The sequence below is a fragment of the Streptomyces sp. NPDC002788 genome (genome assembly GCF_053592115.1).
The window spans coordinates 254606-280524 of the sequence record NZ_JBSFVB010000006.1; the positions used below are offsets into that span (position 1 = coordinate 254606).

General features: G+C 72.5%; 19 protein-coding genes. 11 read left to right on the top strand and 8 right to left on the bottom strand.

Annotation, left to right across the window (positions count from 1 at the left end; genetic code table 11):
• The first annotated feature begins 1 nt into the window (after position 1).
• The 6 genes from ACWD1U_RS14155 to ACWD1U_RS14180 all read left to right on the top strand — a co-directional run bounded on the left by ACWD1U_RS14155 (position 2) and on the right by ACWD1U_RS14180 (position 6486).
• Entirely contained in the window at positions 2–2827 is a 2826-nt protein-coding gene (locus tag ACWD1U_RS14155) for an NHLP bacteriocin export ABC transporter permease/ATPase subunit (protein ID WP_451107361.1), read from the top strand.
• A 401-nt stretch (positions 2828–3228) separates the two neighbouring features.
• Positions 3229–4236, top strand: coding sequence for a Ppx/GppA phosphatase family protein (locus ACWD1U_RS14160; protein WP_451107362.1), 1008 nt, complete (start codon positions 3229–3231; stop codon positions 4234–4236).
• Positions 4237–4269: 33 nt separating this feature from the next.
• Complete coding sequence (locus ACWD1U_RS14165) at positions 4270–4458, top strand: hypothetical protein (RefSeq protein ID WP_451107364.1); 189 nt, start codon at positions 4270–4272, stop codon at positions 4456–4458.
• 158 nt (positions 4459–4616) lie between these two features.
• Positions 4617–5624 (top strand): iron-containing redox enzyme family protein, encoded by a 1008-nt coding sequence (locus ACWD1U_RS14170; protein ID WP_451107365.1) that lies wholly within the window; start codon positions 4617–4619, stop codon positions 5622–5624.
• 21 nt (positions 5625–5645) lie between these two features.
• Entirely contained in the window at positions 5646–6299 is a 654-nt protein-coding gene (locus ACWD1U_RS14175; protein ID WP_451107367.1) for a HemK2/MTQ2 family protein methyltransferase, read from the top strand.
• Entirely contained in the window at positions 6280–6486 is a 207-nt protein-coding gene (locus ACWD1U_RS14180; protein ID WP_451107368.1) for a CDGSH iron-sulfur domain-containing protein, read from the top strand. Before ACWD1U_RS14175 ends, ACWD1U_RS14180 begins: the two co-directional genes overlap by 20 nt.
• Positions 6487–6646: 160 nt before the next feature.
• Here the strand turns inward: ACWD1U_RS14180 and ACWD1U_RS14185 are convergent, their stop codons facing one another.
• A complete protein-coding gene (locus tag ACWD1U_RS14185) occupies positions 6647–7081 on the bottom strand; it encodes a protease inhibitor (protein ID WP_451107370.1) in 435 nt (144 codons plus the stop codon).
• A 325-nt stretch (positions 7082–7406) separates the two neighbouring features.
• On the opposite strand from ACWD1U_RS14185, the gene ACWD1U_RS14190 reads away from it, so the two are divergent.
• A complete protein-coding gene (locus ACWD1U_RS14190; RefSeq protein ID WP_451107371.1) occupies positions 7407–7964 on the top strand; it encodes a hypothetical protein in 558 nt (185 codons plus the stop codon).
• A 137-nt stretch (positions 7965–8101) separates the two neighbouring features.
• On the opposite strand, the gene ACWD1U_RS14195 is transcribed toward ACWD1U_RS14190, so the two are convergent.
• The 3 genes from ACWD1U_RS14195 to ACWD1U_RS14205 all read right to left on the bottom strand — a co-directional run bounded on the left by ACWD1U_RS14195 (position 8102) and on the right by ACWD1U_RS14205 (position 10673).
• Positions 8102–9721: an RICIN domain-containing protein gene (locus ACWD1U_RS14195; RefSeq protein WP_451107372.1), complete on the bottom strand. Its 1620-nt coding sequence runs from the start codon at positions 9719–9721 to the stop codon at positions 8102–8104.
• A gap of 325 nt (positions 9722–10046) precedes the next feature.
• The gene (locus ACWD1U_RS14200; protein WP_451107374.1) at positions 10047–10424 is read right to left on the bottom strand and encodes a toxin Doc; all 378 of its coding nucleotides are present in this window, start codon (positions 10422–10424) and stop codon (positions 10047–10049) included.
• Between the two features lie 3 nt (positions 10425–10427).
• Positions 10428–10673 (bottom strand): hypothetical protein, encoded by a 246-nt coding sequence (locus tag ACWD1U_RS14205; RefSeq protein WP_451107376.1) that lies wholly within the window; start codon positions 10671–10673, stop codon positions 10428–10430.
• A 186-nt stretch (positions 10674–10859) separates the two neighbouring features.
• Here ACWD1U_RS14205 and ACWD1U_RS14210 point away from each other — a divergent pair, with 186 nt between their 5' ends.
• Together ACWD1U_RS14210 and qcrB are read left to right on the top strand one after the other, a co-directional pair.
• Positions 10860–11792 (top strand): sigma-70 family RNA polymerase sigma factor, encoded by a 933-nt coding sequence (locus ACWD1U_RS14210; RefSeq protein ID WP_451107378.1) that lies wholly within the window; start codon positions 10860–10862, stop codon positions 11790–11792.
• On the top strand, positions 11789–13306 hold the full coding sequence (qcrB, locus tag ACWD1U_RS14215; protein ID WP_451107380.1) for a cytochrome bc1 complex cytochrome b subunit: 1518 nt from the start codon (positions 11789–11791) through the stop codon (positions 13304–13306). The genes ACWD1U_RS14210 and qcrB overlap by 4 nt, the downstream gene beginning before the upstream one ends.
• Here qcrB and ACWD1U_RS14220 read toward each other — a convergent pair.
• The 3 genes from ACWD1U_RS14220 to ACWD1U_RS14230 all read right to left on the bottom strand — a co-directional run bounded on the left by ACWD1U_RS14220 (position 13266) and on the right by ACWD1U_RS14230 (position 19624).
• Positions 13266–14057, bottom strand: coding sequence for an alpha/beta fold hydrolase (locus ACWD1U_RS14220; protein ID WP_451107382.1), 792 nt, complete (start codon positions 14055–14057; stop codon positions 13266–13268). The two genes, qcrB and ACWD1U_RS14220, sit on opposite strands and share 41 nt — an antisense overlap.
• Positions 14058–14132: 75 nt before the next feature.
• Positions 14133–16376, bottom strand: a complete 2244-nt coding sequence (locus ACWD1U_RS14225; RefSeq protein WP_451107383.1) for a glycoside hydrolase family 9 protein — start codon at positions 16374–16376, stop codon at positions 14133–14135.
• Positions 16377–16528: 152 nt separating this feature from the next.
• On the bottom strand, positions 16529–19624 hold the full coding sequence (locus tag ACWD1U_RS14230) for a glycoside hydrolase family 2 TIM barrel-domain containing protein (RefSeq protein ID WP_451107385.1): 3096 nt from the start codon (positions 19622–19624) through the stop codon (positions 16529–16531).
• Positions 19625–19880: 256 nt separating this feature from the next.
• Between ACWD1U_RS14230 and ACWD1U_RS14235 the strand changes: the two genes are divergently transcribed.
• Positions 19881–22265, top strand: coding sequence for a SpoIIE family protein phosphatase (locus ACWD1U_RS14235; protein ID WP_451107387.1), 2385 nt, complete (start codon positions 19881–19883; stop codon positions 22263–22265).
• A gap of 268 nt (positions 22266–22533) precedes the next feature.
• On the top strand, positions 22534–23763 hold the full coding sequence (locus ACWD1U_RS14240; RefSeq protein ID WP_451107389.1) for an SLC13 family permease: 1230 nt from the start codon (positions 22534–22536) through the stop codon (positions 23761–23763).
• Positions 23764–23773: 10 nt separating this feature from the next.
• Here ACWD1U_RS14240 and ACWD1U_RS14245 read toward each other — a convergent pair whose 3' ends face one another.
• Complete coding sequence (locus ACWD1U_RS14245) at positions 23774–25891, bottom strand: ricin-type beta-trefoil lectin domain protein (RefSeq protein ID WP_451107390.1); 2118 nt, start codon at positions 25889–25891, stop codon at positions 23774–23776.
• Positions 25892–25919 lie beyond the last annotated feature (28 nt).

Consider the following 25919-nt stretch of genomic DNA (forward strand, 5'->3'; position numbering starts at 1 on the left):
GATGACGGCCGTTCAGGAAGGCCACGGCGAAGACCTCGTGCTGGGCGCCTTCGGGCAGATGGGGTCGCGCATCGACTGCGCCGGGTTCAACCGCCTGGACCTGGAGGGTCCCCAGGTGCTGTGGCTGGTCGCGTCCGGCGCCGTCGACCTGTTCGCGGTCGACGCCGACCGGCAGGGCCACTGGCACCACCTGGGCCGTCTGGAGGCGGGCTCCCTGGTGCTCGGCCCGGTGCCGGGACCCCAGCACACCCTGGTGGCGCGACCGCTGCGGGACTGCGTGGTGCACCGTATCGGCCTGCGCGAGCTGTACCAGCCCGCCAACACCGCGACCTGGTCGTACGACGAGTTCGGCAACCCGCAGTACGTGCCGCCGACGACGAGCCCGCTGGAGTACGCCCTCGCCCTCGGTGTGGGGCGCAGCCTGTCCATCCTGTTCCAGGCGCCGATGGCGACGGAGCGGGCCGCGGCGCCCACGGACGACGACGTGTTCTGGATGCAGGTGCCGCCGGGCAGCGTGCAGTACGGCTCGCTCTACGGCGCCGAGGCCGCGGCCGATCTGCTGATGGACCCGGCGCTGTGGCAGAGCATGGTCGACCAGCAGTACCGGCTGCTGACCACGCTGGACCGCTGGATCGAGCAGCTGGAACGCACCCACGAGACGCGCACGGCCGAGGGCATCAAGGCCGGTGAGGCGGTGCGCGCCCAGGCCGATCAGACGCTGCTCGCCTCCATCGGCAAGCGGTCGTCGAAGCGGACCACCGCGGCCGACGCCGACGCCACGTACGCGGCGTGCAAGCTGGTAGGGCAGGCGGCCGGGATCAGTCTGACCGAGCCCACTCAGAAGGGCACCGGCGGCGACCGCCTCGACCCGGTCGAGCAGATCGCCCTGGCCTCCCGGGTGCGCACCCGGGCCGTACGGCTGGACGGCCGCTGGTGGCGGGACAACGTCGGGCCGCTGGTCGGGCAGCGGGCCCTGTCGGGCGCGCCGGTGGCGCTGCTGTGGCGGCGCGGCGGATATGTCGCCGTCCATCCGTCGACCGGGCGTGAGACGCCGATCGAGAAGGCGAACGCCGACGAGTTCGAGCCGCGCGCGGTGATGTTCTACCGCCCGCTGCCCGAGCGGGGGCTCAGTCCGCTCAGGCTGCTGCGGTTCTGCATGCAGGGCATGCGCGGCGACCTCGCGGGCCTGCTGCTCAGCGGCCTGGTCACGGTGGCGATCGGGGCGCTGGTGCCCATCGCCACCGGCAAGGTGCTCGGCGAGTTCGTGCCGAAGGCGCAGACGGATCTGATCGTGCAGGTGTGTCTGGCGGTGATGCTGAGCAGCGTGGTGGCGGCGGCCTTCATGCTGTTGCAGAACCTGACCATCCTGCGGCTGGAGGGCCGGATCGAGGCCACGCTCCAGCCGGCCGTGTGGGACCGGTTGCTCCGGCTGCCGACGAAGTTCTTCACCGAGCGCTCCACCGGCGAACTGGCCAGTGCGGCCATGGGCATCAGCTCGATCCGCCGGCTGCTCGCGGGAGTCGGGCCGACGGTCGCCCAGTCGGTGACGGTCGGGGCGATGAACCTCGGTCTGCTGCTGTGGTTCAGCGTGCCGATGGCGATGGCCGCGATCGGCATGCTCGTCGTCATCGCGGCCGTGTTCCTGGGGCTGGGTCTGTGGCAGGTGCGCTGGCAGCGGCGGCTGGTCGTGCTCTCCAACAAGCTGAACAACCAGGCGTTCCAGACGTTGCGGGGCCTGCCCAAACTGCGGGTGGCCGCCGCCGAGAACTACGCGTACGCCGCGTGGGCGTCGGAGTTCGCGCGCAGCCGTGAACTCCAGCAGAAGGTCGGCCGCATCAAGAACATCACCTCGGTGCTGGGCGCGGTGTACCTGCCGCTGTGCACCCTGCTGATGTTCATGCTGCTGGCCGGTCCGGCCCGCGGTTCGATGTCGGCGGCGGCGTTCCTCACCTTCAACACCTCGGTGACGATGGTTCTGACCTCCGTCACCCAGCTGACCGGCGCGTTCGTCTCGGCCGTGGCCGCGCTGCCGCTGTTCGAGGAGATCAAGCCGGTGCTGGAGGCCACGCCCGAGGTGCGCACGGCGAGCACCCGGCCGGGTCCGCTGACCGGGGCGATCGAGGCACGGCGGCTGTCCTTCCGTTACTCGGACGACGGTCCGCTGGTCCTGGACGACGTGTCGTTCGAGGTGCGGCCGGGCGAGTTCGTCGCGGTCGTCGGCCCGAGCGGCTGCGGAAAGTCGACGCTGCTGCGCCTGCTGATCGGCTTCGACCGTCCCGTGTCGGGCAGTGTGCTGTACGACGGTCAGGACCTGACGGCCCTCGACCAGTCGGCGGTGCGCCGCCAGTGCGGTGTGGTGCTGCAGCACGCGCAGCCGTTCACCGGCTCGATCCTGGACGTCATCTGCGGCACCGAGCCGTACACGCCGGAGGAGGCGATGGCGGCGGCCGAGATGGCCGGTCTCGCCGAGGACATCAAGCGGATGCCGATGGGCCTGCACACCATCGTCTCCGGCAGCGGGGCCGTCTCCGGCGGACAGCGCCAGCGGCTGATGATCGCGCAGGCGCTGATCCGCCGGCCGCGCATCCTCTTCTTCGACGAGGCGACCAGCGCCCTGGACAACGAGACGCAGCGCACGGTCATCGAGAGCACCAAGGCCCTCAACGCCACGCGTATCGTCATCGCGCACCGGCTGTCGACCGTGATGGACGCCGACCGGGTCGTGGTGATGGAGGACGGCAAGGTCATCCAGCAGGGGCCGCCCGCCCAGCTGCTCGCCGACACCAACGGCCGGCTGCACGAGCTGGTGCGGCGCCAGATGGCGTGACGGGAAAGGCGCATCTTGCGCGGGGACCCGTCAGAAGTGCACCGGGGCGGGTGCCCGAGCGGGGCCCTGAGGGGTCCTTGCCCTATGGGCGTCCGATCAGGTCGCGTGGTCCGGTGCCGTGCATCGCAAGGCGCCTAAGTGCCCTGGCAGCGGAGCTACCAGGGCGTTTCGGCCACGCGGCGAGGCGCAGTGCCAGGCCGCCCGCCCCGGGCGGGCACAGTGCAAGGGACCTCTGAGGCCGCACCGGTCGTCCGCATGGCACCGTCCGGCCGTGACCGGCCGGGCCCGGGGGGCCGCCGTGCGCAGGGGGTCGACCCCGGTCCCCTGACCGGATGGCGTGTCTTCGCCGTAGCACGGGGTGTGGGCCGTTGATACACGGCGTGAGTGGGTACCCACCGCCCATGCGAATCAGCGTGGTGGATGTGGGATCGAACACGGTCAGACTCGTGGTCGCGGACGCGGCGGACGGGGTGCCGCTGCCCGTGCACACCGCCAAGTGGCGGCTGAGGCTGTCCGAGCAGGTCACACCGGGGGGACCCATCCCGGAGCAGGCCGTGGAGAAGCTCGTCGAAGCGGTCGCCGAGGCGAGCCGGACGGCCGCCCGGTGGGGTGCGGCCGGTCCGCTGGCCTTCGCGACCGCCGTGGTGCGCAACGCGCCGAACCGGCAGGACGTGCTGCACACGGTCCGGTCGCGGACGGGCGTCGACCTGTGCACCCTGCCGGGCGAGGTCGAGGCGGAACTGACGTTCCTCGGGGCCCGGCGCTGGATGGGCTGGCGGTCGGGGCCGCTCGCCCTGCTCGACATCGGCGGCGGCACCTTGGAGGTCGCCTTCGGACGCGGACGGCTGCCCGACTTCGTGGCGTCGCTGCCGCTGGGCGCGCGGCGGCTCACCCACGAGTTCTTCGAGGTCGAGGACCCGCCGTCGCCGGAGCAGGTGCGGGCGCTGCGCCGCAAGGTACGCCACCAGCTGCGGGACGTGGCGGCCCGGATCCGCTGGGAGGGCCCGCGCACCGCGGTCGCCACCTCCCGCACCTTCCAGCAACTCGGACGGCTGTGCGGCGCCGCGCCCGGACGCCGGGGCCCGTTCGTCGACCGGGAGATGCACCGCTCGCAGCTGCGGGAGGCGATCGGCCGGCTGGCCGCCCTGCCCGCCTCCGAACGCGCCCGCCTGCCCGGCATCTCCGCGCCGCGGGCCGCGCAGAGCCTGGCCGGCGCGGTCGTCGGGCACACCGCGATGAAGCTGACCGGCATCAAGTCCGTGACCGTCTGCCCCTGGGCGATCCGCGAGGGCGTGCTGTTGCGGCACATCGAGGACGGCCCGTCCTGGTGGGCGGAGGTGGCCCACCGCGACGAGCAGGCGGCCCCACCCGACCCGGTGCCGCTGCGCATCGCGGCCGCCTCGAAGTGAAGCGACCCCTACCGAACGCAGGAAGGAGACCCCGTGTCCCACGACAAGGACCACACCAGCTCCGGCAAGCAGCCCGAGACCGCGCTCGAGGAGGTCCTGCGCGAGATCGAGGACGCCGAGAAGCGCACCCAGGACTCCCCCGAGCAGCGACGCCACCGGGGCGAGGCCGCGGAGGCCATCACCCCCAACCCGCGCGCCCAAGAGGAGTCCGAGGGGGACTGAGCCGAGGAGACCGGGACGGGCCCGGGCCACGGCGGCGGACCGAGCGGTTCGGCCGCGGCGGCCCGGGCCACGCCGTGTGTCCCCCCGTCGACCCGGGCCATGACCAGGATGTCGGACTCCGGCGGTGACCTTGTGCCCGGTCCGGGTACCCGGCGCGCATGGAGCACGAAGGACCACCACTGCCCACCCCGCGCGGCCCGCTGAGCCGGGACGTCGAGGCGTATCTGCGGGGCGCGGGCCGGCTGCCCCGCCTCGAGGAGGTCGCCCGCGCCGAGGTCTACGGCGACGATCTCCAGCTCGCCCTCTACCTCTGCTACGAGCTGCACTACCGCGGGTTCGCGGGCGTACCCGCCGCACGTGAATGGGACCCCGACCTGCTGCGCGTCCGCGCGGCCATGGAGCACCGCTTCCTGTCCGCGCTGCGCACCGACGCCCGGGTCCACGACAGCGTCGACGACGCACTGGCCGCCCTCCTGGTCGAGCCGGTCGACGGCACCGGCGTCAGCCACTTCCTGCGCGACGAGGGCGAACTGTGGCACCTGCGCGAGTACGCGGCCCAGCGCTCCCTGTACCACCTCAAGGAGGCCGACCCGCACGCCTGGGTGCTGCCACGGCTGTGGGGCCGGGCGAAGGCGGCGATGGCGGCGGTCGAGTTCGACGAGTGGGGCGGCGGCCGCGCCGAGCGCGTCCACGCCCGCCTGTTCGCGGACCTGATGACGGATCTGGGCCTGGACACCACCTACGGCCGCTACCTCGGCGCGGCGTGCGCCGAGGCCCTGGTCACGGTGAACATGATGTCCCTCTTCGGCCTGCACCGGGCCCTCAGAGGCGCCCTGGTCGGCCACTTCGCGACGGTCGAGATCACCTCGTCACCGGGGTCGCGGCGGCTCGCCGAGGCGATGCGCCGCACCGGGGCAGGGCCCGCGGCCGAACACTTCTACGACGAGCACGTCGAGGCCGACGCGGTCCACGAGCAGGTGGTGCGCCACGATGTCATCGCCGGCCTGCTGGACCAGGAGCCGCACCTCGCCCCGGACGTCGCCTTCGGCATCGACGCCACCGAGTTCGTCGAGGAGCGCCTGGGCGCCCGGCTGCTCACCGACTGGCGCTCGTCCCGTTCGTCACTGCGTGAACCGCTTGCCCGCGAAGTCACTCATATCTCCTGACCACGGGGGTACTCGACGCCCGTGATTGCACTGGTACCCCCGGGCGTGTACGCCCCTCAGGAAGACACCGAGCTGCTGGCCGGTGCCCTGTCCGACGAGCCGCTGCCTACTGGTGCGGAGGTCCTCGACGTGGGCACCGGAACCGGCGCCCTGGCCCTGGAGGCCGCGCGCCGGGGCGGCCGTGTGACCGCCGTCGACGTGTCCTGGAGCGCCGTATGGGCCGCCCGGCTGAACGCCAGGCTGGCCGGACTCGCGGTCCGGATCCGGCACGGGAACCTCTTCGAACCCGTACAGGGACAGAAGTTCGACCTCATCCTGGCCAATCCGCCGTACGTACCGGCGCCGGACGGCCGTCGCGACCCCCGTGGCGCGGCCCGGGCCTGGGACGCGGGCGGAGACGGACGGCTGGTCGTCGACCGCATCTGCCGGGAGGCTCCCGCGCTGCTGCGGCCCGGCGGGGTGCTCCTGCTCGTGCAGTCGGCGCTCAGCGACCCGGAGCTCACGGTCGGGCAGCTGCGCGCGGCCGGCCTGAAGGCCGCGGTGACCAGTCGGCGACAGATCGCGTTCGGTCCCGTGCTGCGCAGCCGGGAACGGTGGCTTCGGGAGCGGGGACTGCTGTCCGCCGCCGAGGACAAGGAAGAGCTGGTGGTCGTCCGTGCCGAACTCCCCGTCTGACCGGTCCGAGACCCCTCGCCGTGTCTCCGTCCAGCGCAAGGGGCCGCTGTTGATGGAGGGCCCGGTGGAAGTGGAACTGGAGGACGGCTCCGTCGTGACCTCGGACCGCTTCCGCGTCGCCTTGTGCACCTGCCGCCGCAGCCGCCGCTATCCCTGGTGCGACACGAGCCATCGTGACCGGGCCTGAGGGGTCCTTGCCCGGAAAGTCCAGGGGCCGGCGGGAGGCCCCACTCCGCCCGCCGGCCCCCTATGACGGGATCACGACTCCCCGTGACAGCGGCCCGGCTCCCCAGCCACGGCCCGCTGCGCTTCACGGGAACAGCGCGATCCCGGTCCATGGGGCGCCTCTAGAAGGAGAAGACGCCCGTGCCGTGGGCGTTCTTCACGCAGTCGTTGGAGAACGTGCGCTCGTAGGAGACGCGCCGGCCCTGCCACACACCGTCGACGGTGACGACCACGGGGTCGTACTGCTTGGTGCAGATCACGCCGTCCTCGGCGGTCAGGGCGTTGAAGTCGCCGCCGACCCCGCGCAGCTCCGCGCAGGCCTCGCCGGCCGCCGGGTGCGTGCCCGAGGGCCTCGGGGCACAGGTCAGGGTGACCGCGCGTTCCGGGGTGGCGGCGATCGCGCTCTCACCGTGGCCCACCGTGAGTACGAGGGCCGACGGGGCGTAGAGCGCGGTGGGGGCCTGACCCGGGTCGGCGAGCGCGGCCCCGGAGAGGGGTCCGCAGACGGCGGTGGCCGTCAGTCCGACAGTCATGGCCCAGCGCGCGGTGGTCCGCATTGTGTGCATCCTTCCGCTCGATTACGGGGTGCGCCGACCCGTGCTCGGTCGGTGCCCGGGACGGCGAGCGCGAGTCTGCCGAGTCCGCCGCCGAAACACACATCGACCCCACACATTTCAGTAACCTTGCGTATTGAATCAGTGGCGCGAAGTTACGGAGCGGGCCCGAGTGAAGCCCGTAACTGCGCGGCCTCCGGGGACCCGAAGCGGCCAGATGGCCGATTTCCATGCGCTCGTTAATAGGCCTGAAACATTCCGATTCCGCTCTCGGCCGACCGCTTTGCAACCGCTTGCGTTCATGTTCCTGCCGAGTAATCGTCATTACATGAGGACGAACGAGCAGCGGGAGCAACTGCGCGGCTGGTTCGCCGGCCGCCTTCCCGACGACCTCTTCGAGGAACTGGCCGAGATCACGGTCGACCGCGAGGAGATCACCGTGATCGGCCGCATTCCCGAACCCCGGCTGACCGAGGACGCCCCGGCCGTCGAGCGGGAGGCGGCCCTGGAGAGCCGGGTGCAGGACTTCCGGGAGCGCACCCGGGAAGAGCGGATGGCCGTGGCCCGGGAGGCGGAGCACCGGTTCCGCCGGAAGGTGTCCTGGGGCGTGGAGTGCGGCGGACGGCGCACGCTCTTCACGCATGTGGCGGCGCCCGTCATGACCCGGCTGCGCCAGCCGGAGCGCCAGGTCCTCGACACCCTGATCGCCGGCGGGGTGGCCCGCAGCCGCAGCGACGCGCTCGCCTGGTGCGTGCGCCTGGTCCAGCGCCACACGGACGACTGGCTCGCGCAGTTGCGGGACTCCCTCGAACAGGTGCAGCGGGTCCGGTCCCGGGGCCCGGACCGCGGGCCGGACGAGACACCGGGTACGGACGGCGGGGCATGACAACCGGTCACTCTCGCCCTGCCGGGCCGTGTGACACCGCGCGACGTCGGCCCGGCGACCTCGTCGAGGGTCCGGCCTGACGGGGGGCTGCGCGACGCGTGTGCCGCGCAGCCCCGGGTGGGCGCCGGGGCGCGACTTCAGGACGTCCGGCCGGTGGGCAGGGTCACCTGCCGGGACGTCGGGCCGTCCCGCTCCTCCATCGACAGGGAACCCGCCGCCGTCGGCTGGGGCTCCAGTTGCCAGCGCTGGGCGTCGGAGCGGCCGCGGACCTTGACGACGATGTCGGCACCCGGGTCGTCGTCGGCCGGAGCGAGGGCGAGCTGCTCGTCCCAGCGGGGCAGCAGCTCCCCCTGCACGGTGAGGTCGTAGCGCACGTCGTCGCCCCGCTCGGCGTCCTCGTCGGCGCAGGTGCCGAGGACGACGACACCGGCGTCCTTGTGCGAGTCCAGACACAGCCCGGGATCGGCGACGCTGCGCAGCAGCCCGTCGTCCCCGTACGTCCACTGCTGGGTCCACACCGTCGAGCACTCCGCAAGCTTCGCGCCCGAGCCCTCCTTCGGCAGGTCCCGGATGTCGAGGCACAGGTCGGCGCCGACGTTGCGCAGCCGCGTCACGCCCGGGGCCGTGGGAAGACCGGCCGTGCCGGGCGGCGTGGCGGACGTGGCGCCGTTGTCACCGGCGGCGCTGTCGGAGCCAGCCGGGTCGGCCTGGCCGCCGTCGTACGACGCGCTCATGATGAGGACGGTCGCCAGCACCCCCGCCGACACCGCACCCACACCCGAGAGCAACGCCCGCGAGGGCCTCAGTGCCTCCGGAACCCGGCGGGCGGGCAGCGGGAGCCGGGACAGCAGCCCGTGCCGCACGCCGCCCCGCCGCCCGCCACCGCGGCGGCCCGCGCGCGTGCCCCGCGTGCCGTGCGTCGCCCGGCCCGGACGCGAGTCGAGGTAGCGGCGGGCGCCCCAGCCGAGCACCGCCTCGGCGATCAGCGGGCCCAAGGGCCCCTCGAAGTGGCTCAGCTGTTCGGCCGCGTTCCGGCAGTAGCGGCACTCCGCCAGATGGTCCTGAACGTCGGGCAGCAGGGCACCGCCCCGGCGGATCGGAACGTCGAGGAGACGGTTGTAGAACCGGCAATCCTGCGTCGGCGCGAGTTCGCGATGGGCATGTACACAACCCTCACGGAATGCGTCACGCGCCTGCTCGAGGGCTGCCGACGCGATGTCGGAATCCATGCCCAGCAGTCCGGCTGGGACGTTTAAAGGATCAGCCTCGACCTCGACATGCCAGAGCAAACAGCGCGCGGCTGCGGGAAGTGCCTGGAATGCCCGCTCCGCGAGGGTGCGATTTTCGGGCGTCATGGACGTCGCCGCGCGCAGTCCGCGCCCTCCGGCGGGTTTGTGCAGGGCGGGCAGTACGGCGGATATTCGATCGTCGCCGGACCACTCGCGGATCGTGTCGCGCACGGTGGCCAGAAGGGCCGGCCGCAGCGCGACGGCCGACTCGCCGAAGGCGAGGCGGTTGAGGGTCCGGTGGAAGACGGTTCCCGTGACCATCGAGGCGACCTGCGCCGACGAGGCGAGACAGATGACCGCGTAGTCGTGCACCGGCTGCCAGTGCCGCGCCATCAGCAGCGCGACGGAATGGGCGGCGACCCCGCCCTCCGGGCTGCCCCTCAGCGGGGCGGCGAGGCTTTCGTCGGATTCCCCGCGATCCCCGCCGGGCGGGGGATACGCAGGACGAGGGGGGTGGGGGGTGGGCACTGAGATGGTTCCTTCCCACGCGTGCGACACACAGAAGTCCTGCCGCCGAAAAGGAGGCCCGGTTGGTGCGTACCTTTTTGGCGCGGCGCGGGAGGCGCGAATTCACCGGTGGCGAATCGGACCTGGTCGACAAATCACGTGCGACATCCGGCCATTCCCCCCGCACGCGTGTTGCACTCTTGCACAACCCCTACACGGCCAACAAGGCGCACGGGACACATACGGGCCATTGACGGAAAGTCAGAAACGCGAACGCATGCGCGCAGGTCGTACCGGTATTCGACATTTCCAGGCGCCCCGTGTGATTCGGGCACCCCTCGGTTCCTCAGATCTGCCAGGAGCGCAGCCGGTCCGCGGCGCCGTAGACGTCGGCCGTGCCGGACATCAGGTCGCGGGCGAGATCGACGAGGGCGCCGTAGGGCGGGTCGATGCCGACGCCGCTGACGAACATGTACGCCACGGCCGTCGCACAGGCGAAGCGGGCGTTGGCCGAGGGCAGCGGCCGCAGCACGGCGAGGGTGTGCAGCAGTGCGGCGGCCCGCCAGGCCGGATCGGAGTCCACCCCGAGCCGCGGAGGGTCGACGCGGTGCCGGGCGACGGCGGCGACCAGCGCTGAGAAGTCGTTGACCGTGGGCTGGTCCGGCAGGACCTCCTCGTGGCGCTGGAGCAGCCAGGGCACGTCGATATGGATGACGGGTGCCATATGTCAGGCGGCCCGCCCTTCGCCCTTGCCGGGGGGTTCGTCGTCCGGGAAGGCGGCGGCGAACTCGTCGGCGTGCGTCGCGAAGAACCGACGGAAGGCCTCCGCGCCCTCCTGCAGGGCCCGGTACCGGGCGATGTCGGCCGCGGCCGCCTCCCGAACGAGCGCCTTCATGGACGTACCGCGCTCCTTGGCGATCTGCCGCAGGTCCTCAAGTTCGCGGTCGCTGAACTCGACGTTGAGAGCTGGCATGGCTGCACGGTACCGCTCGGGTACTGACTCGTAAATATCCGCAGCTCAGAGAGGAGGTCAGGCGGTACCGGGAGCGCATCGGAACCGGCCCGGGGATGAGACGTGAGTCACACCGCGCCGCTCGATGTCACATTCCGGGGTGCTCTCCGGCTCGCAGTAGTGAGCGCGTCTCTGGGAGGCCCCCGCATGACCGAGAACTCCGTACCCGGCACCGACGCCCCGCTCGACGAGGCGACCGGGGTGTTCGTCCACCATCGCGAGCTGCTGTTCGGCGTCGTCTACAACATGCTCGGCAGTGTCGCCGACACCGAGGACGTCCTGCAGGAGACGTGGCTGTCCTGGACGGCCCGCGGCGGGGGCGCTCCCCTGACCGGGGTCGAGAACCCCCGGGCGTATCTCGTCCGGGTGGCGGTCAACCACGCGCTGCGCCGCCGTGCCGTGATCAGCCGCAGGCAGGAGACGTACGTCGGGGCGTGGCTGCCCGAGCCCCTCGTCGCGGACGAGGAGGCCGAGACCGCCGACGGGCCGGCGCTGCGCTCCGAGTCGGTGTCGCTGGCGATGCTGGTGGTTCTGGAGTCGCTGACGCCGCTGGAACGGGCCGTGTTCGTCCTGGGCGAGGTGTTCGGCTACCCGCACGCCGAGATAGCCGAGATCATCGACCGCTCCCCCGCCGCCGTACGGCAGTTGGCGCACCGGGCCCGGGACCATGTGCACGCGCGGCGGCCTCGGTACGAGGCGCATCCTCGGGTGCGGCGGGAGGCGACCGAGCGGTTCGTGCGGGCGGCGCTCGGCGGGGACATCGCCGAGCTGATGGAGGTGCTCGCGCCGGACGTCACGGCGTGGACGGACGCCGGCGGCAAGCGCAAGCCGGCGAGCCTGCGCCCGGTGCACGGCCGGGACAAGGTGGCCCGCCTGTTCACGTCCGGGCGGGGCGGCCCGAGCAACCCCGTGCTCCGCTACCGGCGTGTCAACGGCGACGACGCGGCGGTGCTGTTCGACGGCGACGCGCCGTACGCCGTCCTGGTCCTGGACCTCACCCCGGAGGGCGACCGGGTGCGCGGCATCTACGTCGTGGCCAACCCGGACAAGCTCGCCCACCTGTCCAGGGAGGCGGTGTGAGCGCCGGACGCGGTGAACGCCTCGCCGACTGGTTCGACGGCCGGCTCGGCACCCACACGCTCGGCAGGAAGTACCTGCGCAAGGTCTTCCCCGACCACTGGTCCTTCCTGCTGGGCGAGATCTGCCTGTACAGCTTCGCGGTGCTGGTCCTCACCGGCGTCTATCTGACGCTGTTCTTCCATCCGTCGATGAACGAGGTGACGTACCACGGGAGTTACGCACCGCTGAACGGCGTGCGCATGTCCGAGGCGTACGCCTCGACGCTGGACATCAGCTTCGACGTGCGCGGCGGGCTGCTGATCCGGCAGCTGCACCACTGGGCCGCGCTGGTCTTCGTCGCCGGGATGCTGACGCACATGATGCGGCACTTCTTCACGGGCTCGTTCCGCAAACCGCGTGAGGTCAACTGGCTGTTCGGCTGGCTGCTGCTCTTCCTCGGTCTGTTCGAGGGCCTGTTCGGCTACTCACTGCCGGACGACCTGCTGTCGGGCACGGGCCTGAGGTTCGTGCACGGCGCGCTGCTGTCGGTGCCGATCGTGGGGACGTACCTCGCGATGTTCCTGTTCGGCGGCGAGTTCCCCGGCGACGACATCGTGGCCCGCTTCTACGCGCTGCACGTCCTGCTGGTCCCCGGGATCATGGCGGCGCTGATCGTCGTCCACGTGCTGCTGGTCGTCTACCACAAGCACACCCAGTTCGCCGGGCCCGGGCGCACCGAACGCAATGTCGTGGGCGCTCCCTTCATGCCGGTGTACCTGGCGAAGGCGGGCGGCTTCTTCTTCCTGGTGTTCGGGGTGCTCGCGCTGATGGCGGCGGTGGCGACGATCAACCCGGTGTGGTCGTACGGCCCCTACCGCGCCGACCAGGTGTCCACGGGCGCCCAGCCGGACTGGTATCTCGGCTTCGCCGAGGGGCTGGTGCGGATCATGCCGGGCTGGGAGATCACGCTGTGGGGTCACACACTGGTGCTCGGCGTGCTGATCCCGATCGTGGTGTTCCCGCTGCTGCTGCTCTTCATCGGCGTGTACCCGTTCCTGGAGGCCCGGTTCACCGGAGACCGGCATGAGCACCATCTGCTGGACCGGCCGCGTGACCGCCCGGCGCGCACGGCGATCGGGGCGGCCTGGATCAGCCTCTACCTGGTGCTGCTGGCGGGCGGCGGCAACGACATCGTGGCGACCCGCTTCCATCTGTCGATCAACACGGTGACATGGGCGGTGCGGATCGCGATGTTCGCCGTCCCGGCGGTCGTCTTCGTCGTCACCCGGCGGATCTGCCTGGGTCTGCGGCTGCGCGACCGGGAGCTGGTGGAGCACGGCCGGCCCACCGGGGTGGTCAAGCGGCTGCCGCACGGCGAGTACGTCGAGGTGCACGAGCCCCTCGACCAGGCGCGGCTGCACACCCTGACCGCCCATGAGCGACCGGGGGAACCGGTCGGACACGAGCCGCCGGGCCGGGCGGTCGCCGGTCCGCTCAGGAACGGGCGCGACAGAACTCCCGGACGGTCCGGTTGAACGGCTCCGGGGCCTCGAGGTTGCTGAGGTGCCCGATGCCGGGCAGCACGACCAGGGTGGCCTCCGGGATCGCCTCCAGGAACGGATGGGCGACGAGATCCACGGGAGACCGCCTGTCGAGCTCGCCCCACAGCAGAAGGGTCGGCACCGTGATCCCGGGCAGCAGGTCGCGCTGGTCGGCCTCGGCCATGATGGTGAGCTCTGTCCGCATGCTCCGGGGCCGGGTGTCGGCGGACATCACGGACAGCAGGCGGACGGCTTCCGCGGAGGGCCGCCCGGCGAACAGGCCCGGCATGGTCGGTGCGAACTCCTCGGCCGGGACCGCGAGCACCCGCTCCGCCCCCTCGACCCGCGCCCGCACCTCCGCCGCGGGCAGCGAGCCCTTCCAGCCCGCGTAGGTGTCGACGAGGAGCAGCGTCCGGACGAGCTCGGGGTGGCGCCGGTAGAGCTCCAGCACCACGGTGCCGCCCCAGGAAAGGCCGAGGACGTGCGCCGGGCCGAGGCCCACGTCCTCGATGACGGCCGCCAGACAGCGGGCGTAGTCGGCCAGCTCGAAGGACGGCGGTACGTCGGAGGAGCGGCCGGCGCCCGGTTCGTCCCAGGCGACGACGGTGAACTCGTCGGACAGGTCCTCGGTCTGCGGGCGGAACAGGCGGGCGTCCGTCGTGGCGCCGTGCGCGAGCACGACGGGCGGGCCCTGGCCCATCCGGTCGTACGCGATGTCGATGCCGTCGACCCGCACCGCTGGCATGCCACCAGGCTACGCGCGCGTGCCGGGGGCGTCCTGTCGTCGGACTCCCCCGGCACGCGGCCGGTCAGCACGTCCCTATCCCTGGTCCGCCACGAAGGAGGCCATGCGGGTCAGGGCGGCGTTCCAGTTGATCGTGTGCTCGTTGGTCGACCAGGACTGGATGTCGTCGATGTAGCAGAACTGGCCGACGCAGCCCTGGAGTCTGCTCTGTGCGTAGGGGTCCTGGATGCTCGAGTTCGGGCCGCCCGAGAGGGTGCCCGGCGGCGGGTTGGGCAGGTTCGGGTCGAGCTGGCGGGCGTACCAGCGGCTGTGCTGGTTCTGCGCGCTGACCTCGCCGTAGCCGGTGACGTAGGAGATGTTCAGGGCGTTGCGGCCCAGGATGTAGTCCATGCTCTGCAGCGCGCCGTCGCGGTACTTCGAGGCGCCGGTGAGGTCGTACGCGGTGGCGAGGACGACGGCGTTGTTGAGGACCTGGTGGCTGGAGCCCCAGTCGTAGATGTTGCCGTCCGGCGCGTACGGCATGCCGTAGGGGTGCGCCTTCAGGGTCGCCAGGTAGCGGTCGGCGCCCTTGACGACGGACTGGCGCACCTTGTCCCGGCCGGGCAGCTTGTTCGGCACCGTCGCGAGGTCGAGGCGTCCCGCCGCCCCGGTGCGGGCCCAGTCGAAGCCGAGGGGCTTGAAGAGGTCGGCCGTGTGGACCGGGGACTTCAGGACGTACTCCTCGAACTGCTTCTCCCCCGTGCTGAGGTACAGCTCGGCGGCCGCCCAGTAGAAGTCGTCGGTGACGTCGCGGTCGGGGTAGGCGCCGCCGCCGATCCCGTCGCTCTCGGAGGCGTAGCGGTCAGGGTGGGCGAGCGCCGCCGACCACGCCTTGCGGGCGGCCCCCAGGGCCCGGTCGGCGAAGGCCTTGTCGTAGGGCCGGTACAGGCGGGCCGCCTGCGCGGCCGTCGCGGCCAGGTTCAGGGTGGCGGCGGTGGACGGCGGGTGCAGTTCGCGCTTCTGCGGATCGTCGCCGGGCAGCAGCGGCAGGCCGGTCCACTGCTCGTCGTGCACCTTGTGGTGCGCCATGCCGGCCAGCGGCTTGCCGTCGGGCACCTGCATCTTGAGCAGGAAGTCCAGCTCCCAGCGCGCCTCGTCGAGGAGGTCGGGCACCCTGTTGCCGCTCTCGGGGATGGCGAGCGTGCCGTCGCCGAGCTTGCCGGCGTCACCGGTGCGGGCGTGCAGCGCGCGCTCGTGGGTGCTCAGCAGCTCCCAGGTGGAGATGCCGCCGTTGACGACGTACTTGCCGTGGTCGCCTGCGTCGTACCAGCCGCCGCTGACGTCCAGTGAGTAGTCGCAGACTCCGGGCTGACACGGCACGTCGGTGTCGCCCTTGTTGGGTGCCACGCCCACGTGTCCGGCCGGGCGGCCGTAGCCGGGCCGCAGGTCCTCGCGTATCGCGAGCCCGCTGCGCTGGGTGTAGTAGTACTTCGCCGAGTCCAGTCGGAGCCGCTCGTAGGCGCTCGCGTCGAGGTCGAAGGGCCGGCTGGTCTCACCGTCGGCGACGAGCGTGAAGCCCGAGCCCTTCTTGCGGTACGCGCCGAAGTCGATCGAGTGGACGTTCTGCCCGGAGGAGGCGTCGAGACCGCGCGGCACGGTCGTTCCCCGGGCGACGACGGTGCCGCCGGAGTTCTTGAGCTCCCAGGGCAGCTTCGCCGTGGCGCCGGTGACCAGGGTGGCGTTCTTCGGCCCTGCGGGCAGGTAGGCGACCTGGTTGACGCGGACCCGGGGCCCGGTGTCGGGCTCGTACGGCTCCGGCGCCACCCCGCCCAGCAGCGAGACGTCGTCCATGCAGAAGCGCCACGCGTCCGCGCTGCCGCCGAGCTGGAAGCCGACCTGGCCCTGGTCGGTGTCGACGGGCGAGGTGAAGGTGTAGGAGTAGGTGTCGCCGGAGACGCTGAGCTGCGGTGTCACCTCGTGGTAGGTGTCGTACGGGGCCACCGACAGGCCCACGATCGCCCGGACCGCGTGCCCGGCGGGTGCCCCGGTCGCGCTGAAGGAGAAGCGGTAGGACTCCCCCTTCACGAGGGTGATGCCGTTCTGCCCGACTGCGGCGTCCCAGCGGTTGGTGGTGCCGCCGGGTACGTCGGCGCAGAGCCGGCCGTCGGAGAGGCCGGCGGTGACGTCGGCGGTCGTCCACCACGGTTCGGTGGTGGTGTCGAAGGTGCCGTTCCTGACCTGTTCGGCCTCTTCGGCCCCGGCCGGTGCGGAGGGCAGCGCGGTGACGGCCGCCGCCAGCAGGGCTGACAGGGACAGCAGGGCGGTTCTGCGTCTTTTCACGTCTGGGCTCCTCTGGGGAGGTGCGGGTGGCGCTCGGCGTGGGAGCGCTCCCAGATGCGGACGCAGGCCATGGTTGTGGCTGATGTGACACCCCGTCAACGGTCCGGACAGGACCGGCCGCAGCCGGCACCGTCCGGACCGCTGCGCGCGGGTCAGGCCGCCGGTGTCTCCAGGCGGCTGATGCGGATCGCGCCCCGGGCCTCGTCGGGGTGGCGGCTCGTCAGGGTGAGCCGGATGCGGGAGCCGCGCACCGGCTTGAAGGTGATCACGGTCACGTGGTCGGAGGCCGTGGCCCAGTCGACCGCGGCACCCTGCACGGCCTGCCAGGAGCGGCCGTCCCACACCGCCACGTCGATCGTCGCGGGCAGGCTGTGCGTGGCGTCCACGGTGAAGGAGACATCCACCCGGTCGAACCCGCGGGTGCGTCCGTGGTCGACCGAGACCCAGTCCTCGTCGCGGGCCCCGTCGAATGCGGGCAGCAGGGCGGTGGCCTGCTTGAAGAAGCCGTTGGACCAGCCGGTGGCCGGGTCGCCGTCGAGCACGGCGGCGGGCAGGGTGTCCGGTCGGCCGGAGTAACTGGCGTCCGCGTGCGGGTAGTTCAGGGGTGCGGGGTGCTCCGGCTCGAACACGGGCGGCTCGGTCTCCGCCCGGTCACGGGCCGCTGCTGCGCGCACGGTCGCCGTGCCGGCGCGCAGGCCGTCGGCGCGGGCGGTCACCTTCACCGCGCCCGCCCTGGTGCCGGAGCGGACGATGGCGAGGGCCTTGCCGTGGAAGGCGGTGCGGGTGCTCGCCTGGTAGCGCTCGGCGCTCTCCTGGCGGCCGTTGTCGAGCCCGGCGAGGGAGCCGTTCGTCACCTCGAAGGAGAGCAGGTGCTCCGCGTCGGGCACCACGACACCGCGCCGGTCGACGACCTCGGCGGTCACGAAGACCAGGGAGCGGCCGTCCGCGGCCAGGGACGTGCGGTCCGGGGTCAGGCGTATCGCGTGCGGGGCGCCGGCCGTGCGCAGCACGTCGGTGGCGACCACTTTGCCGTCCTGCCGTGCGACGGCCTTCAGCTCGCCCGGCTGATACGGCACCTTCCAGGTGAGGTGGAGCTTGCCGGCGCTGCCGTTGGGGCTGGTGTAGCTGCCGGGGTAGGGGCCGTCGGTGAAGGTCTTGTCGTCGCCGGTCGCCTCGGTCGTCTCCAGGTAGGCGCGGCCGTCGACGGTCTTCTTGGTGTCGAACCGCCGCACGCCCAGGGATTTCCCGTTGAGGTACAACTCGACGGTGTCGACGTTCGCGTATGCCCAGACCTCGACCGTGTCGCCCTTGCCGTGGTTCCAGGTCATGGGCAGCAGGTGGACCATCGGCTCGCTGGTCCACTGGCTCTGGAACAGGTAGTACATGTCCTTCGGGAAACCGGCCGTGTCGACCGCGCCGAAGAAGCACGCCTTGACCGGGAAGACGTCGTAGGGGGTGGGTTCGCCGATGTAGTCGATGCCCGACCAGAGGAACTGACCGGCGAACCACTTGCGGTCCCGGTCCTTCTTGTGGCCGTACTCGCCGCTCATGGTCCAGGAGGCGAGATTGTTGTCGTAGGAGGAGGTGGAGCGCCTGCCCGGGGTGTGGTTCTCGCCGGTGTTGAGGTGCTCGGGCTCCTGGTAGGCGCCACGGGTGGAGGTCTCGGAGGAGGACTCGGACTCGAAGAGGAAGAGGTGCGGGTAGGCCGCGTGCAACTGGTCCACCGACCTGGCGGTGTTGTAGTTGAGGCCGAGGCCGTCCAGCTTGGCCAGCATCAGGTCGGCCGCCGAGCCCTTCGCGGGGAGGCGGCGGTACTTGTCGGAGCCGATCACCAGCGGACGGGTGTCGTCGGCCGCCCTGATCGCGGCGATGATCCGGTCGGCCATCGCGAGGCCGGCGGTGGAGGTGGAGTCGGGGACCTCGTTGCCGATGGACCACATCAGCACGGCGGGCGAGTTGCGGGCCGCCAGCACCATCTCGGTGGCGTCCTTCTCGCCCCACTCGTCGAAGAAGCGGCCGTAGTCGTACCGGTTCTTGCCGGTGCGCCAGCAGTCGAACGCCTCCACCAGCATCACGATGCCCAGCTCCTCGCAGACCTGGATCACCTCGGGCGCGGGCGGGTTGTGGGAGGTGCGCAGGGCGTTGACGCCCATGGACCGCATGATCTCCATCTGACGGCGGACGGCGTCGATGCTGACGGCGGCGCCGAGCGCGCCCAGGTCGTGGTGGAGGTCGACGCCCTTGATCTTGTGGTGTTCGCCGTTGAGGAAGAAGCCCTCGTCGGGGTCGAAGCGGAAGGTGCGCAGACCGAAGACCGTGCGGTAGGTGTCGGCGGTGCGTCCGCCGACGCGCAGTTCGGTGTGCAGGGTGTAGCGGTGCGGGGCTGCGATGTCCCACAGCTCGGGGCGCCGCACGGTGAGCTCCTGGGTTTCGGTGCGCTTGTCGGTGACGGCGACCGTGGAGGAGGTCCGGGCGACCGTCCGGCCCTCGCCGTCGACGATCCGGGAGACGATCTCGACGTCCGCGCCCGCGCCCGACGCGTCGACGACCGAGGTGGCGACCCGCACGACGGCCCGCTCCCGGGAGATCTCGGGCGTGGTGACGCGGGTGCCCCAGCGGGCCACGTGCACCGGCTCGGTGATCACCAGGCGGGCCTCGCGGTAGATGCCGCTGCCCGAGTACCAGCGGCTGCTGGGCAGCCGGTTCTGGACCTTGACCGCGATCACGTTCTCCGTCGTGCCGTCGGTGTGCACCAGGTCGGTCAGGTCGAGGGCGAAACCGGTGTAGCCGTAGGGGTGGCGGCCGGCCTCCTTGCCGTTGCAGTAGACGTAGGCGTCCATGTAGACGCCGTCGAACTCCACCGAGATCCGCTTGCCGGCGAGGGCGGGCGGCAGGGTGAAGGCCAGGCGGTACCAGCCGAGGCCGCCGGGGAGGAAGCCGGTGCCGCTGGTGGTGCCGTGATCGGTGGTGGGGGTCTGCTCGATGCTCCAGTCGTGCGGGACGGCGATCTCGCGCCATGTGGAGTCGTCGTGGCCCGGCAGGTGGGCGTCGGCATAGGCGCCGGTCGGGTCGGTGATCCCGCCCGGGTTCACCAGCGCGAAGCGCCAGCCGTCGCGCAGGGCGACGGTGCGGCGGCCGGACCCGCCGCGCACCTCCTCTGCGGCCCGCGCCTCCGGGGCGCCCAGCAGCGCTCCGGCCGCGGGCGCGGCAGCGGATGCGAGCAAGACCGATCTGCGACTGACCGACATGGAGGCTCTCCCTCGTCAAGACCCAGAAGTAATCACAACTCATCGCGAACAAACAGATTCTGTCGAGGTGTCACAGACGCCCGTCAAGGGTGCGGAAGCGTTCTTCTGTCCCCGGTGGCACCTCGGCCGGCTCCGTGCCGACGCGGGCGGGCCGGGGCAGCGCAGGGGTTACCGGGTCACGCCGGGCGGCTACGCACTAGGCTGGGACTCTGGTGGCCTCCCCGTTCACTGTGTGTGTCCGTATGGAGTGACGACGATGAGCCCGGACGAGTCGTTCGACGATGGCGTGGTCGCCCGTGCCGTCATCGCCGCCGACGGCACGCTCACCGAATGGAACGAGGGCGCCCGCCGTCTGCTGGGCCACACGGCCGCCGACGTGGTGGGACGCCCGGCCGCCGCACTGCTGGCCGACGGCGCGGACCCGCCGCCGGTGCCGAGCGACGCCCGCTGGAGCGGCACCGTCACCCTGCGCCATCGCGACGGCCATCCGGTGTCCGTATGGGTGCTCGCCCACCGCAGACCGCCGGACGCCGCGGAGACGCTCGACTGGCTCGCCGTGGCCCCGCCGAAGGCCGCCGGCCAGAGGCTTCCGGACGACCCGCTGGTGCGGGCGGCCCTGGCGCAGTCGCCCTGCGCCACGATGATCTACGACGAGCGGCTGCGGCTGCGCGGCGTCAACGACGCCATGGCGGACCTCGTGGGACTGCCCGCCGAGCGGCTGCTGGGCCTCAGGCCCACCGACATCGGCAGCCGGCCCCCGAACAGGGAGCTCGAGGACTTCCTGCGCCGGGTGCTGAGCACCGGTCGGCGACATGACATGCAGACGTACATGGAGGCCGGCGGCGAGGCCCGGGGCGCGCACGCCTGGCTCGCCCGGATGGCACCGCTCACCGACGAGACCGGCCGCGTGCGGGGCGTGTGCGTGACCGCCCACGACTTCTCCGACCAGTACCGTTCACGGGAGCGGCTCCAACTGGTCAACGAGGCGAGCGTGCGCATCGGCACCACCCTCGACGTCACCCGGACGGCCCAGGAGCTGGCGGACGTGTGCGTCCCCGCGCTCGCCGACTTCGTCAGCGTCGAGCTGCTCGACGCCCAGGAGCACGGCGGCGAGTCCGCCGGGCCACCGACTCCGCCCGTGAGCCTGCGCCGGGCCGCCCACCGGTCGGTCAACCCGGGCAGCCCCGAGGCCGTCGCCAAGCCGGGGCAGGTGGACGTCTACGCGGCGACCTCCCCGCAGGCCACCTCCCTGGCCGTGGGCCACACGGTCGTCGCCACGGGCTCCTCCGGCGACCTGGAGCAGTGGCTCGCCTGGGACCCGGTCCGCTTCCGGCGGATCCGCGAATACGGCGTCCACTCCACGATGTCCGTCCCGCTCCAGGCCCGGGGCACCACCCTCGGCGTCGCCGTCTTCACCCGCTTCCGGAGCCCCGAGGCCTTCACCGACGACGACGTGCTGCTGGCCGAGGAGGTCACGGCCCGGGCCGCCGTGTGCATCGACAACGCACGCCGCTACTCCCGTGAACGAGAGACGACCCTCACCCTGCAGCGCAGCCTGCTGCCCCGCACGCTGCCGCGCACGGCGGCCGTGGAGGCCGCCTCCCGCTATCTGCCCGCCACCCGCTCCGGCGTGGGCGGCGACTGGTTCGACGTCATCCCGCTGTCCGGGATGCGGGTCGCCATGGTCGTCGGGGACGTCGTCGGCCACGGCATCCAGGCCTCGGCCACCATGGGCCGGCTGCGCACCGCCGTCCGCACCCTCGCCGACATCGACCTCGCCCCCGACGAACTGCTCACCCACCTCGACGACCTGGTCGTCCGGCTGTCCCAGGAGTCCGGCACCGACGCCGGCACCGGGGAGGTCGGCGCGACCTGCCTCTACGCGGTGTACGACCCGGTGTCACGGCGCTGCACCCTGGCCCGGGCCGGGCACCCGCTGCCGCTGCTGGTCCCGCCGGACGGCCCGGCCCGGCAGCTCGACCTGCCCTCCGGTCCCCCACTCGGCGTCGGGGGGCTCCCGTTCGAATCCGCCGAGCTGGAGCTGCGGGAGGGCAGCGTCCTGGCGTTCCACACGGACGGGCTGCTCGCCGGCCGCGAGCGGGACCTCGACACGAGCGGCCGGATGCTCCACGAGGCGCTGTCGCGCCCCTCCGACTCCCTGGACGAGATCTGCGACCGCGTCCTGCACGCCCTGCTCCCGCCGGGTGGCTCCGCCGACGATGTGGCCCTGCTGCTGGCCCGCACCCGCGGCCTGCCGTCCGCCCAGGTCGCGACCTGGGACATCCCCGCCGACCCGGCGCTGGTCGCGCCCATCCGCAAGCAGGTCGTCGACCAGCTCGAACGGTGGGGGCTGGTCGCGGCCACGTTCACCGCGGAGCTGGTGGTGAGCGAACTGGTCACCAACGCCATTCGCTACGGCGCCCCGCCCATCCGGCTCCGGCTGATCCACGACGCCTCCACACTGATCTGCGAAGTGTCCGACGCCAATCACACGGCGCCGCACCTGCGCCGGGCCAAGACCTGGGACGAGGGCGGCCGGGGTCTGCTCCTCGTCGCCCAGCTCACCCAGCGCTGGGGCAGCAGGCACACCGCCGAGGGCAAGACGATCTGGGCGGAACTGGCCCTGCTCGACGAGATCTGAGCGGCTGGCGTTTTCCCGCCGGGGGCAGACCCGGACCGACACGGTGAGAACGTCGCAGACCGTACGCCGGGCGGCGTCAGACGCGAACTCGGGCCGAGCCGCGGCGTGCTGACGGCGCTCAAGGGCGCGCCGGCCCTCAGGGTGACGGGGCCCGGCGGTGACGAGGCCGGGGCATGTCTCTTACCCGTGGCTGGTTTCATGGGCGGGCACGAAGTGATCACGCCCCGGAGGGTCCGCCCTGAACACCCCGCTCGCCGAAGTCCTGTCCGTGGCGCTGCTGGCCGCCGTGCTCGTGTGGGCCGTACTCCGTCCGCGGGGGCTGCCCGAAGCCGTGCTCGCGGTTCCGGCGGCGGGGCTCGCGGTGGCCGTCGGCGTGATCGCGCCGGCCCATGCCTGGGAGGAGATCCAGCGGCTGGGGCCCGTGGTGGGATTCCTCGCGGCCGTGCTGGTGCTCGCCCACTTCTGCGACGTCGAAGGGCTGTTCACGGCGTGCGGGGGGTGGATGGCCCGCTGGGCCGCGGGCCGCCCCGGCCGGCTGCTGACCGCGGTGTTCGCCCTGGCCTCCGTCACCACGGCCGTGCTCAGCCTGGACGCCACGGTCGTCCTGCTGACCCCGGTGGTGCTCGCCACCGCCACCCGCATGGGCGTCGAGGCCCGCCCGCACCTGTACGCCTGTGCCCACCTGTCGAACACCGCCTCGCTCCTGCTGCCGGTCTCCAACCTGACGAATCTGCTGGCGTTCACGGCGAGCGGGCTGAGCTTCACCCGGTTCGCGGCTCTGATGGCGTTGCCCTGGCTGGTCGCGATCGCCGCCGAGTACCTGGTGTTCCGCCGCTTCTTCGACCGTGAACTGGCCGCGCCTCCCCCCTCCCCCGGCCCCGCCCGGCCTCCCGAGCCGCTGCCGCTGTTCGCTCTCGTGACGGTCGGCTGCACCCTCGCCGGGTTCGTCGTGGCCTCGGCCGTCGGCGTCGCGCCGGCGTGGGCCGCCCTGGCCGGTGCGCTGGTGCTGGCCGGGCGGGCGCTGCTGCGGCGCAAGGCCACCGCGCTGACGGTGGCGCGGTCCGCGGCCCCGTCCTTCCTGGCGTTCGTGCTGGCGCTCGGCGTCGTCGTCCGCGCGGTCGTCGACCACGGGCTCGCCGGCGCGCTCCAGCGTGTGCTGCCCGGCGGTACGGGCCTGCTCACCCTGCTGGGCGTGGCCGCGCTGGCCGCCGTCCTGGCCAACGTCATCAACAACCTGCCCGCGGTGCTGGTGCTGCTGCCGCTGACCGCCGAGGCCGGTCCCGGGGCCGTGCTGGCGGTGCTGCTCGGCGTGAACATCGGTCCCAACCTGACCTACGCCGGATCGCTGGCGACCCTGCTGTGGCGGCGGATCGTACAGCGGCAGGGACACCGGGTCGGCCTCGGGGAGTTCACCCGGATCGGGCTGCTCGCGGTACCGGCCGCACTGGTGCCGGCCGTGGCGGCGCTGTGGCTGTCGCTGACCGTCGTCGGGCCCTGAGTACGCCCGGTCAGCGACCGCCTCCTCCGCCGTACCCGTAACCGCCGTAGCCGTAGCCCGGGTAGCCGTAGCCGGGCTGCCCGTGCCGGCCGTCCTCGTCGCAGTGGGAGCCGTAGTGGTAGCAGGGCGAGTCGGTGGGGGCCTGGCTGCTCGGGGTCGGCTGTGAGGTGGCGGCGGTCGCGGACGGGGGCGGCGTGGGCTCCGGCGTCTTCGACGGGGTGAGGGTCGGGGTGGGCCTGGGACGCGGGGGCGGAGCGGGGGCGTTCCAGGTGACGGCCTCCATCTGCAGGTCGGCCTTGGAGGTGTCGATCACCCAGCGGTGGGCCTCGTCGTCCGACCGGGCCTTGAGGACCAGGGCTCCCGAGCCGTCCGTCGCGGCCGGGGCCAGGGCGAGGTCCTGGTTCCAGCGGGGCACCAGGGCGCCCTGGAGGGTGAAGTCGTAGCGGATGTCGTCGCTGTCCGGCCCGGACGGGGCAGCGCAGGGGGCCAGCCGCACGGAGTAGCCGAGGCGCGAGTCCAGGCACAGGCCGGGGCCGGCGCCGTTGCGCAGCAGTCCGTCGGTCTCGTACGTCCACTGCTGGGCAGAGTTCGAGGAGCAGGCGGTGAGTTCCGCCTCCGCGTCCTCGACGGCCTTGTCGCCCTCGACACCGACGCACAGGCCGGAGTCGACGTTGCGCAGCCGGCCGCGCAGGGTGCTCTTGCCGGCCTCGCCCGCGCCGATCCAGGACGGGTCGGTGGTCGGCTCGGCGGCGTCGGAGCCGGGTGTCTCCTCGGCGGGCCGGTCCGTGCCGGCCGGGGCGCCGTCGCCGAAGTCGCCGGTGGACCACAGCACCAGCGGAAGGACGACGAGGCCGCCGACGGTGAGGATGCCCGCGGTGAGGTTACGGCGGCGGGCGGCGCGGCGGGCCGCCTTGTGGGCGGATCTGCGAGCGGCGGTGCGGGGGCCTACGACCTCCGGACCAGGCCTGGTCCTCCTGGCCGGTGCCGGGGCGCCGGGTGTGCTGGGAGGGATTCGCTGGGCGCGGGCTTCGTCGCCGGCCGGCGCCGCCACCCCACCGACCGGGTCGGTGAACGACTCCCCGATCCCGCCGGCGCGGGCGACAGGATCGGCGGGGCCGACCGGGTCCGGGAAGACCGCACGCGCGAGAGCGATCGGATCGGGGGCGGCCTCACGCGCGAGACGCGCCGGATCGGTGGTGATGTCGGTGCCGCCCGCGTGCGCCGCGGCGGCCCCGCCCGTGAACACACCAGCGGCCGTACCTCCGGGGACCCGGCTCTCCGCGAAGGCCTCCACGGCACCGCCGGCCCGGCTCTCCGCGTACTCCCGCCCACCCCAGCCCAGCACCGCCTCGGACAGGGCGACGCCGAGCCCGTGGTTGAACCGGTCGAGCTGGTCAGCAGCGGCGCTGCAGTGCCCGCAGCCTTCGATATGCGCGCGTAGATCCGGGTCGATGTCGAGACCGCCTCGGCGGTACGTGACGTCGAGCAGGCGCAGATAGCGCCGGCATTCCTCGTCGGGGGCGAGCTCGCGGTGCACCTGGAGGCACTCCTCGCGCAGCCGGTCACGGGCGCGCTCGAGTTCGACGCGTGCGCCCTCCTCGTCCAGGCCGAGCAACCCGGCGGGGGCGAAGAGCGGTTCGGCCTCGACCTCGATGTGCCACAGCAGGCAGCGGGCGGACTGGGGCAGCCGCTGGAAGGCCCCGGCCAGCAGGCGCCGGTACGGCGACGGCAGCAGACGCGCGGCCGGGCGCTCTCCGTCGGCGGTGCCGGACAGCAGATCCGGGTGGAGCATGTCGTGGCGGTGGTCCGCGGCCCACTCGGCGGCGACGCGCCGCACGGTGACGAGGAGATGGGGCCGCCACGCGGAGGTCGGGCCGTTCTGGCGCAGCGTCTCGCCGAAGAGCCGGGTGAACGCGGCGGTCGTGAGCATCCCGGCGGGGCGCGGGCCGTCGGTGCACAGCCGGGCGTAGGCGAAGGCCGCCTCCCAGTGCCGGTCCAGCAGTTCGCCGACGGGATGAAGCGCGGGCGTCGCACCCGTCCACTTCCTGAGCTCCGCGCTCAGTTGCTCGTCCGTCGGGCCGAACCCCCGCGCCGGGGCCGGGGAATTCGACGGGCCTGCGTCGTTCACGCTGCATTCCTCTCAGGGACACACCGAA

Coding starts and splice junctions, on each gene's coding strand:
- ACWD1U_RS14155 (WP_451107361.1), top strand. CDS start 2: ATGACGGCCGTTCAGGAAGGCCACGGCGAAGACCTCGTGCTGGGCGCC.
- ACWD1U_RS14160 (WP_451107362.1), top strand. CDS start 3,229: ATGCGAATCAGCGTGGTGGATGTGGGATCGAACACGGTCAGACTCGTG.
- ACWD1U_RS14170 (WP_451107365.1), top strand. CDS start 4,617: ATGGAGCACGAAGGACCACCACTGCCCACCCCGCGCGGCCCGCTGAGC.
- ACWD1U_RS14185 (WP_451107370.1), bottom strand. CDS start 7,081: ATGCGGACCACCGCGCGCTGGGCCATGACTGTCGGACTGACGGCCACC.
- ACWD1U_RS14190 (WP_451107371.1), top strand. CDS start 7,407: ATGAGGACGAACGAGCAGCGGGAGCAACTGCGCGGCTGGTTCGCCGGC.
- ACWD1U_RS14200 (WP_451107374.1), bottom strand. CDS start 10,424: ATGGCACCCGTCATCCATATCGACGTGCCCTGGCTGCTCCAGCGCCAC.
- ACWD1U_RS14205 (WP_451107376.1), bottom strand. CDS start 10,673: ATGCCAGCTCTCAACGTCGAGTTCAGCGACCGCGAACTTGAGGACCTG.
- ACWD1U_RS14210 (WP_451107378.1), top strand. CDS start 10,860: ATGACCGAGAACTCCGTACCCGGCACCGACGCCCCGCTCGACGAGGCG.
- ACWD1U_RS14220 (WP_451107382.1), bottom strand. CDS start 14,057: ATGCCAGCGGTGCGGGTCGACGGCATCGACATCGCGTACGACCGGATG.
- ACWD1U_RS14230 (WP_451107385.1), bottom strand. CDS start 19,624: ATGTCGGTCAGTCGCAGATCGGTCTTGCTCGCATCCGCTGCCGCGCCC.
- ACWD1U_RS14235 (WP_451107387.1), top strand. CDS start 19,881: ATGAGCCCGGACGAGTCGTTCGACGATGGCGTGGTCGCCCGTGCCGTC.